This is a genomic window from Mycolicibacterium stellerae (genome assembly GCF_003719305.1).
GTDB classification, from domain to species: domain Bacteria; phylum Actinomycetota; class Actinomycetes; order Mycobacteriales; family Mycobacteriaceae; genus Mycobacterium; species Mycobacterium stellerae.
Genome location: NZ_RARC01000060.1, coordinates 1 through 9,266, shown reverse-complemented (window position 1 = coordinate 9,266; position 9,266 = coordinate 1). Strand labels below are relative to the sequence as shown.

Genomic DNA, 9,266 nt, shown 5'->3' with positions numbered 1-9,266 from the left:
TCGCCGCACCCTCAGTGATCCGACGCAACGCCTCACCCAGATTCGTCGCACCACACACAAACGGCACCGTGAACTTCCACTTGTCGATGTGATGGCTGTAATCGGCCGGGGTCAACACCTCGGATTCATCCACATAATCCACCCCGAGGCTCTGCAGAATCTGCGCCTCCACGAAATGGCCGATACGCGCCTTGGCCATCACCGGGATGGTGACCGCGGCGATGATGCCCTCGATCATGTCGGGGTCGCTCATCCGCGACACCCCACCCTGGGCACGAATGTCGGCAGGAACGCGTTCCAGCGCCATCACCGCCACCGCACCCGCGCCCTCGGCGATACGGGCCTGCTCCGGGGTGACCACGTCCATGATCACCCCACCCTTGAGCATCTCGGCCATCCCGCGCTTCACCCGCACGGTGCCCGCGCCTTGGTTGGACGAAGATCGTGAAATTCGTAAGTCTGCGGTCATGGCGCTTCCTGTCGTGACTATGGGAGAGCATCGACCCGTAGTTGCCCGCCGAACGCGTTAATCGGCAGCGCACGTGTCGATTTCGGCTGCGATGTGGTCGGCATACGTCGGCAGTCGCCTGCGTATCCACCATTGCCGGTGTATCCGACTGCACGAGGCAGAGTCGAGCGACTCCACGCCGTCGAAGGCGGCACGCACCGCAGCTGCGCCGCCGAAGTCCTGGTCTGCGGTGTAATCCGTGGTGACCACGATCGTGGCCAGGCCGGCCGCCGTCGCCGCCCGCAGGCCCACCTCTGAATCCTCGATGGCAAGCGCATTCTCAGCGCACACGTCGAGTTCGTCGAGCACGCGGTTGTACACCTCGGGGTCGGGCTTCAGTCGGCTTACCTCGTCACCGGTAACGACCGTCTCGGCGACGCCATGGCCGAGGATGCTTTCGACCAAGGGGTCCACCCACGCGGATCGCCCGGTGGTGGCGACGGCGATGCGAATCTCGTCAGCCTCCAGGCCGCGCACCAGGTTGACGAGACCAGGTCTCGGCGACACGTCCCCGGCCATGATCCGCGCCCGAAACAGCTCCGTCTTCGTTTGGTGGATCTCGGCCGCCAGGTCCTCTGCACGGTCGCCGAAGCCACGGGCGCGCAGGTCTGCGGCGATCCGTCGTCGACCGCCAGTGATCCCCAGGAGTGGGCCGTACTCCTGCGGACTCCATGTGACGTCGACACCGTGGGCGAGGAATGCGTCGTTGAACGCCGGCCGGTGGCCCTCGCGCTCAGTGTCTGCGAGGGTGCCGTCCACGTCGAAGATCACCGCCCGCAGCTCCGGACACTCGAGCTCGCCGAACCGATGTCGCTTCATTCCCAGCGTTCGGCAAGGCCCAGCGCGGTGAACGCGGCGTCGGCGATCGCAGTCGGCCTCAGGCCGAGCTGAGCGGCCACCTGCGGCCCCGGGCCGCTCTCACCGAATCGGTCCAGGCCCAGGACACGGTCGCCGTCGCGTGCGATCGCTCGCCATCCCGTCGTCGCGCCTGCCTCAGCCCACACCACCGGGCAGTCCGGCAATGTCGCCGGGTCAGCCGCCAGCGCACTATGCATCCGTTCCCGCCACATGACCGACAACACGGCGGCCCTCACTCCCCGGGCTGCCAGTAGGTCCGCCGCCTCCATCGCCAACGACACCTCCGATCCACTCGCGGCCAGCACGACGCTTGGCTCGTCGAGATCGCCGCGGACAACACGGAAGCCACGCTCACGGATCTGCGACAGCCCGGCCGCGCCGAGCGCCGGGAGGCTCTGCCTTGTGAGCACCAACGCGGTCGGACCGGAGAGGTTTTGCACGGCGATCTCCCAGGCCAGTACGGCCTCCGCGGCGTCGGCGGGCCGCAGCACGGCAACGCCGGGTATGAGGCGCAGCGATTCGACGTGCTCGATCGGCTGATGGGTGGGCCCGTCCTCACCGATGTGGACCGAATCATGGGTGAACACATATATGACGGGCTGACGCATCAGCGCAGACAATCGCAGGGCCGGGCGCAGGTAGTCGGAGAATACGAGGAAGGTGCTACCGAACGGCCGAAGGCCGCCGTGCACCGAGATTCCGTTCATCGCCGCGGCCATCGCATGCTCGCGAATGCCGAAGTGAATCGTCCGGCCTGCGAAGTCGCCCGCGCCAACGTCCCCGCCCGATATGGCGGTGTTGGTCGATCCCGCCAGGTCGGCCGATCCGCCTATCAGGCCCGGATATTGCGGTGCCAGCGCGCTCAGCGCCGCGCCGGATGCCTGGCGGGTCGCCAGCGTCGACTGCGAATCGAACAACGGTGCCAAGACTTCGCAGCCAGGGGGTGGCGGGACGCGGTCCAGTGGGAAGTCCACCGCGAGCTGGGGATGGTCGGCCGTCCAATTCGCATATGCGCGAACCCACTCCGCTCGCGCGGCTGCCCCTTCGGCGGCCAGGACCGCCGTCGTCGACCGGACATTCTCGGGCACGTAAAAAGCTGTCGTCGGCCAGTCGAACCTGGCCCGCATGGCCGCAAGGGTTTCGACGCCCAGTGGGCTGCCGTGGACTTTCGACGTTCCCTCGACTCCAGGGGCCCCGTACCCGATCGTGGTGCGCACCTTGATGAATGTTGGAGCAGACTCGACCGTGCGGGCCTCGGCAAGCGCCCGATCGATCGCGGCCACGTCGTTTCCGTCTTCGACGGACAGCGTGTGCCAGCCGTAGGCGGCGAACCTGCCGAGGGCGTCGTCGCCGCAGCTGAGGTCCGCAGGACCGTCGATGGTGATGTTGTTGTCGTCGAAGATGACGGTCAGCCGTCCAAGGCCGAGCCGTCCGGCCATTGAGGCGGCCTCATGGCTGATGCCCTCCATCAGGTCACCGTCACCGGCAAGGACCCAGGTGCGATGGTCGACGACTCGGTGCTCACCGTCGTTGCATCGCGCCGCGAGCATCCGCTCGGCCAGCGCCATACCCACCGCGTTCGCCAGGCCTTGGCCGAGCGGACCGGTGGTCGTCTCGACTCCGGGTGTCATCCCGAACTCCGGATGTCCGGGCGTGCGCGACCCAAGCTGACGGAACTGGGCCAGGTCGTCCACCGTCAGGTCGTATCCGAAGACATGCAGCAATGCGTACAACAGGGCGGAGCCGTGGCCTGCCGACAAAACGAACCGGTCCCGGTCCGGCCAGCGCGGCTGCGCCGGGTCGTGGCGAAGGTGTCGCGACCAAAGAGCCCACGCCACGGGCGCGGCGCCGAGCGGCAGGCCAGGATGACCGCTGTTGGCAGACTGCACGGTGTCGGCGGCCAGGAAACGCAGTGTGGTGATCGCCAGCCTGTCGATCTCATCGGTGAGGACGTCTGCGCAACCAGTCGCGCTGGGAGCGGTGCTCAACGGGACTCGATTCCGTCGGTGGCGGCACTGCGCAACGCCGTCGCCCGGTCCTCGAGGGTGCCTGCACCGTTCAACAGCGCCGAGCCCGCACAGAACACGTCCGCGCCTGCGCGTGCGGCCGCGCCGATCGTCCCCGCGGCGATTCCCCCGTCGACCTCGAGTTCGATATCGAGACCGCGTTCGTCGATTTCGGCTCTGGCGGCGGCGATCTTGCGTTCCATCGTGGCCAGGTACTGCTGACCGCCGAAGCCTGGGTTCACGGTCATCACCAGCAGAAGGTCAACGAGGTCGAGGACGTTGGTCACCGCTTCCAATGGCGTGGCCGGGTTCAGCGCGACACCGGCTCTCGCGCCGAGATCGGCGATGACGCTGAGGGTTCTGTGCAAGTGCCGGACCGACTCGGCGTGCACGATGACAATCTCGCATCCCGCCTCGACCCATTTCGCGAGCATGGGATCGGGATCGTCCACCATCAAGTGCGCCTCGAAACCCATTGACACGTGTCCGCGATTGGCGCTGATGACGTCGGGGCCGAACGTGAGGTTGGGCACGAACCGCCCATCCATCACATCCCACTGGATCCGGTCCACGCCTGCCTTCTCCAACCGCCTGACCTCCTCGCCGAGCTCCGAAAAGTCCGCAGGCAGAACTGAAGCGACCAGTGTCGGCGCGCGCATATTCATTCGACCTCCTTTTGGTTTGCGGCGATGTTATGGAGCTGATGGCAGCGCCGATTCCCCCTGTGCGGGGGATTGAGCGGGTTATATCTGCCGTTAGGGCCGAAAGTCCCGTGACTGGGCGGTGTTGACGCCTCTATGGTGTGCCCATGACGACGATGGTCACAGGTCCTGTGCGGCTTGTGTTGGTCGACGACCACGAGATGGTTATCGAAGGTTTGAAGGCGATGCTCGCAGGCTTTGGAAGCAAGGTGCGGGTGGTTGGCCAGGCAGTTGGTGTCGACCGGGCGGTAAGCGTGGTCGACAGCCTCGACCCTGACGTGGTGCTGTGCGATGTGCGGATGCAGGGCTCCAGCGGACTTGACCTTTGTCTCGCTCTGCGCCAACGCAATCCGGATCGCAAGGTCGTCATGTTATCGGTGTATGAAGACGAGCAGTACCTTTTCCAGGCGTTGCGTGTCGGCGCATCTGGATACTTGCTCAAGAGCATTAGCAGCGACGATCTTGTCCGCCAACTCGAGCTGGTGCGCAACGGAGAGAGCGCGATCGATCCCGGACTCGCCCTGCGTGCTGCCGACACCGCATCGCGTCTTCAACGCGACGAGTTCTGGCCGGGCGCACGACAGGGGTTGACCCAGAGGGAGAGCGAGATCCTGTCGTACATGGTGACCGGGCTGTCAAACCGTGGCATCGCCAACAAACTCGTCATCGGCGATGAAACTGTCAAGAGCCATCTGCGGTCGCTCTACCGCAAACTCGCGGTCGCCGACCGGACGGCCGCCGTTGCGACGGCTCTGCGAGAAGGCATCTACCAGTGAGGAATACGGCGCCCGCGCCGCCGGCCGGCGGAACCGATCGTGCCAATTCTGTACACGATCTGGTAGAGACGGATCGCGAACTGGCGTTGCTTCGCGAGCTCATTCAGGCGGCATCGAACGGGCCGGAAGTCGAGCCGCTCGCCGCTGCGGCGGCCCGCATGATCACTGATGCCACCGGCGCCGACGTGTGTTTCGTCCACGTCCTCGACGACAGCGATCAGTCTTTGACGCTGGCGGGCGCAACCCCACCGTTCGACCGTCTGGTCGGGCGTGTTCAGCTACCGCTGGGGTCGGGCATCTCCGGCTGGGTCGCCAGCCATCGCGAGCCCGTTGTGATCACCGAGCACAAGGAATCCGATCCCAGGTACGTGCCCATCGACGCGCTCCACGATTCGCACTTCACCTCGATGGTGTCCGTGCCGATGGAGACGGACCCGGGCGGGCTGGTCGGAGAGCTGACCGTGCACACGGTGGATCGCCGCGAGTTCACGCCCGGCGACGTGGAACTGCTGTCGGTGATCGGGCGTCTCATCGCGGGCGCGCTGCATCAGGCGAGGTTGCACCGTCAGCTGGTCGGTCGCGAGCGCGCCCACGAGAACTTCGTCGAGCAGGTCATCGAAGCCCAGGAGATTGAGCGACGCCGGCTGGCAGGCGATATCCACGACGGGATCTCGCAGCGACTCATCACGCTGTCATACCGGCTCGATGCCGCCGCGCGAGCCGTCGCCGACAACCCCGGCGAGGCGTCGATTCAGCTGACGGCCGCGCGTGAACTCGTCGAGTTGACGCTTCAGGAAGCCCGCGCTGCGATCGGCGGGCTGCGACCACCGGTGCTCGATGACCTCGGCCTGGCGGGCGGATTGGCGAGTTTGGCGCGCTCGATCCCGCAGTTGTGTCTCCAGGTGGACCTGACCGAGACCCGCCTGCCTGAGCACATCGAGATCGCCCTGTACCGGATCGCACAGGAATGCCTGCAGAACGTGGTCAAACATGCCTACGCCACGACTGCGCGTCTGGCTTTCACCGTTCATGACGACACGGCCCAGCTCGAAATCGCCGACGACGGAGTGGGTTTCGACATGCTTGAGCGGCCGCCTGGGATCGACGAGACCGGCGGCTACGGTCTGCTGTCGATGTCGGAACGGGCAGAACTCGTCGGGGGCCAACTCAACATCCGCTCCCGGCCGGGATCGGGTACCGCCGTGACAGCGACGATTCCGCTGCCACCGACCCGGGACGACTAACTAGTCCGTGGTCCGCTTCGTCGGGCGACGTATCGAGCGCAGTCGACCGCAAACAGCAGGTAGATCGCTGAAGCGATCAGTTGATTATCAATGCCTCATTCTTAATAGACATGTTCACCATTGCCATGGCAGCATTCATGCCATGGCAGAAGGATGCTTCGTTCGAACGGGCACCGAGGCGGTTAACGCCACATGACACAGCCCGTCGCCGAAACATCACGTCGCTCTTTCGGTTTCACACCCGGGCAGCTCGGCGAACCGACCGTCGCCGGAGCGGTTGCAGATGCGGTGTTGGCTGCGGATGCGAAAGTGGATCTCGTGGCGGCGCGCCGCGACGCCGGGGTCGACGACGTGCTGGCCAAGCTGGATACCGAACTCGTCGGGCTGACGCCCGTCAAGACACGGATCGCCGAGATCGCCGCGCTGCTGCTGGTCGATCGGATGCGAGCCCGCTACGGAATCACCGCACCACAGCCGACGCTGCACATGTGCTTCACGGGTAATCCCGGCACCGGGAAGACAACGGTCGCGCTGAGGATGGCAGATCTGCTGCACAGGCTCGGATACCTGCGCCGTGGACACCTTGTCAGCGTGACCCGCGACGATCTCGTCGGTGAATATATCGGTCACACGGCGCCCAAGACCAAAGAGGTGATCAAGCGCGCCATGGGCGGCGTGCTGTTCATCGACGAGGCGTACTACCTGTACAAGGTCGAGAACGAACGCGACTACGGGGCAGAGGCAATCGAGATCCTGCTGCAGGTGATGGAGAACAACCGCGACGACCTCGTCGTTATCTTCGCCGGGTACGCGGACAAGATGGACCAGTTCTTCTCGGCCAACCCCGGCATGCAGAGTCGCGTCGCCCATCACATCACCTTTCCCGACTACACCGTCGAGGAACTCGAGCAGATCGCGGTGTTAATGACGAAGGAGCTGGGCTACTCGTTGTCGGTCGACGGTCGGGACGTGTTGCGCGAGTATCTACGCCTACGAATCGACCAACCGTGGTTCGCCAATGCGCGAAGCGTCCGGAACGCCATGGAGCGCGCGCGATTACGACACGCGCGGCGATTGGTCGCAGACACCGACTCCCATGTCGATCTCGCGGCTCTGACGACGATCGAAGGTGCCGATCTGCGCGCCAGTCGGGTGTTCGGCGACCGCACGACGGGCTCAGCGTGACGACCAACGCCCGGCTGCGGGCACTGGTAGAACTCGCCGAGACCGGGTCCGTTCGGGGGGCGGCGGAACGGCTGGTGGTGACCGAGTCGGCGATCTCGTCGGCATTGGGCAGCCTGAGCGCAGAGGTCGGTGTTCCCTTGGTGGACAGGCACGGCCGCGGCGTCCGGCTCACACCTGCCGGTCAACGCTACGTCGATTACGCCAGAAAGATTCTCGGACTTCATCACGAAGCAGTCATGGCGGCGCGCGGAGAGGTCGACCCCGCGAACGGGTCCGTCCGGCTCGCCGCGGTGACGACGGCGGGCGAACTGCTACTCCCGTCGCTGCTGGCATCCTTCACCGCGAAGTACCCTGGCGTCGAGTGCAAGCTCGAAGTGGCGTCCCGAAAGGCGATTTGGCCGATGCTGGCCAACCACGAGGTCGATGCGGTCGTCGCAGGACGCCCACCCGCAGAGCTCGACCAGGTTCAGGTCAGGGCGGTCAGCCCCAATGCCCTCGTCGTCGTGGCCCCACCCGAAACCGCACGGCATTTCGACCCGGCAGGGGCGACGTGGCTGCTACGTGAATCAGGTTCGGGCACAAGGGCTACGACAACAGCACTCCTCGAGGAGATCGAGGCCAACCCGCCGCAGATGGTGTTGGGTTCACACGGTGCGGTGGTCGCCGCGGCGGTCGCGGGACTCGGTGTCACGCTCGTCTCCCGGCAGGCGGTGCGCCGCGAACTGGAGACAGGGGCGTTGGTCGAGGTGGCGGTGCCGGGTACCCCGCTGGATCGGCCGTGGCACATCGTCACCCAGTCGCCTTGCACGGGATCGACGGAATTGTTGATCTCACACTTGCTCGCCCATCGCGAGTTGGGTTGGCGTTCCGCCGGCTGAGCCCACCCGGCGGCCCACCCAGGAGGGGGATGGACGCGCGCTGCCTTCGGAATAGCTCTTCAGGTAGCTATTTACCAGGAGGAGCTATGGCAGACACACACGATCCGACTGACCATTTCCGCACCACCCATCAGCATGCCGGTGAGTCCTTCATCGACGTCTATTGCTGGCCCGGGCTTCTGTCCATCGCCCTTGGCGTCTTGTCGCTGATAGGCAGTGTTGCGTCGGCTGCTTATCAGCGTCACGAGTGGGTGCTCACCGCAGGGGTTTCCGGTGCACTCGCGATAACGGGCGGTATCGCGTGGCTCGTGGTCGAACACCGCCGCGTGCTGCGCATCGAACGCCATTGGCTGGCAGAGCATCCCGAATGCCTCAACGGGCAACGCTCCGAGTTGATGACCGGCAGGACGTGGCCCGCTTAAGTGAGCATCCTGCTGCGCAGGAGCGGGAGAACCGCGCCTCGCAGCTCGACCGGGTCCACCGGATGTGACACCACGGCATCGGCCCGTGCCCAACTTGCCAACCAGGCATCGTCAGCACGCGCCGTGATGATGGCAATCGGCATATATTGCAGCAGTTCGTCTTTCATCTGCTTGGCCAGGCCGATTCCACCGCACGGTGCCGCCTCGCCATCGAGAATAGCCAGATCGATCGACCCAGACTCCATCATGGAGATGACCGCCGCATGCGTGGCCGTGTCGACGAAATGCAAGGGTGCGATACCGCTGTCGGGCATCCGCCCGAGCGCCTTGCGCACGCACATGCGCATTTCGGCGTTGCTGCTGTAGACCAGAACCCGCAGCGGCGCATAGGAACTGGTGCGGCCTGCCTCTTGAATCACGTAGCGGATAGTAGTGGTCCCTTCCCGTGGAGTGAATCCCCTCCGCCGTCCCCCAGGTCGGGGTGCTCCCCCGCCGTGGGGTTCGTCAGCCTGGCTGTACACACCCGGCACGAAAGGCCATCCCGTGAACGCGTTTACACCGATCCTGGTACTCGGCGCGATTGCCGCTGGGTTTGCCGTGTTCTCGGTCGTGGCCGCGCTGCTTGGCGGGCCGCGGCGCTACAACCGCGCCAAGCTGGAGGCCTATGAGTGCGGTATCGAGCCGTTGC

9 protein-coding genes and 2 pseudogenes are annotated in these 9,266 nt (G+C 65.3%); 6 read left to right on the top strand and 5 right to left on the bottom strand.

The window, feature by feature from the left end; genetic code table 11:
* The 4 genes and pseudogenes from D6M19_RS33670 to rpe all read right to left on the bottom strand — a co-directional run.
* Window positions 1-469, bottom strand: a pseudogene (locus D6M19_RS33670) (pyridoxal 5'-phosphate synthase lyase subunit PdxS); the annotation flags it as partial.
* A gap of 57 nt (window positions 470-526) precedes the next feature.
* Window positions 527-1,327: an HAD-IA family hydrolase gene (locus D6M19_RS33665; RefSeq protein WP_123029623.1), complete on the bottom strand. Its 801-nt coding sequence runs from the start codon at window positions 1,325-1,327 to the stop codon at window positions 527-529.
* On the bottom strand, window positions 1,324-3,354 hold the full coding sequence (tkt, locus tag D6M19_RS33660) for a transketolase (RefSeq protein WP_123029622.1): 2,031 nt from the start codon (window positions 3,352-3,354) through the stop codon (window positions 1,324-1,326). Before tkt ends, D6M19_RS33665 begins: the two co-directional genes overlap by 4 nt.
* Window positions 3,351-4,037 (bottom strand): ribulose-phosphate 3-epimerase, encoded by a 687-nt coding sequence (gene rpe, locus D6M19_RS33655; RefSeq protein ID WP_206428709.1) that lies wholly within the window; start codon window positions 4,035-4,037, stop codon window positions 3,351-3,353. The genes tkt and rpe overlap by 4 nt, the downstream gene beginning before the upstream one ends.
* A 152-nt stretch (window positions 4,038-4,189) precedes the next feature.
* Between rpe and D6M19_RS33650 the strand changes: the two genes are divergently transcribed.
* The 5 genes from D6M19_RS33650 (at window position 4,190) to usfY (ending at window position 8,578) form a co-directional block, all read left to right on the top strand.
* Complete coding sequence (locus D6M19_RS33650; protein WP_123029625.1) at window positions 4,190-4,849, top strand: response regulator; 660 nt, start codon at window positions 4,190-4,192, stop codon at window positions 4,847-4,849.
* Between the two features lie 59 nt (window positions 4,850-4,908).
* The gene (locus D6M19_RS33645) at window positions 4,909-6,093 is read left to right on the top strand and encodes a GAF domain-containing sensor histidine kinase (RefSeq protein ID WP_164478828.1); all 1,185 of its coding nucleotides are present in this window, start codon (window positions 4,909-4,911) and stop codon (window positions 6,091-6,093) included.
* Window positions 6,094-6,285: 192 nt separating this feature from the next.
* The gene (gene cbbX / locus D6M19_RS33640) at window positions 6,286-7,278 is read left to right on the top strand and encodes a CbbX protein (RefSeq protein ID WP_123029620.1); all 993 of its coding nucleotides are present in this window, start codon (window positions 6,286-6,288) and stop codon (window positions 7,276-7,278) included.
* Window positions 7,275-8,156: a LysR family transcriptional regulator gene (locus D6M19_RS33635; protein ID WP_123029619.1), complete on the top strand. Its 882-nt coding sequence runs from the start codon at window positions 7,275-7,277 to the stop codon at window positions 8,154-8,156. Before cbbX ends, D6M19_RS33635 begins: the two co-directional genes overlap by 4 nt.
* Window positions 8,157-8,242: 86 nt before the next feature.
* A complete protein-coding gene (gene usfY, locus D6M19_RS33630) occupies window positions 8,243-8,578 on the top strand; it encodes a protein UsfY (protein ID WP_123029618.1) in 336 nt (111 codons plus the stop codon).
* Here usfY and D6M19_RS33625 read toward each other — a convergent pair.
* On the bottom strand, window positions 8,575-8,997 hold the full coding sequence (locus tag D6M19_RS33625) for a PleD family two-component system response regulator (RefSeq protein WP_234835168.1): 423 nt from the start codon (window positions 8,995-8,997) through the stop codon (window positions 8,575-8,577). The two genes, usfY and D6M19_RS33625, sit on opposite strands and share 4 nt — an antisense overlap.
* 124 nt (window positions 8,998-9,121) lie before the next feature.
* Between D6M19_RS33625 and D6M19_RS33620 the strand changes: the two are divergent.
* Window positions 9,122-9,266 (top strand): annotated as a pseudogene (locus D6M19_RS33620) (NADH-quinone oxidoreductase subunit A); the annotation flags it as partial.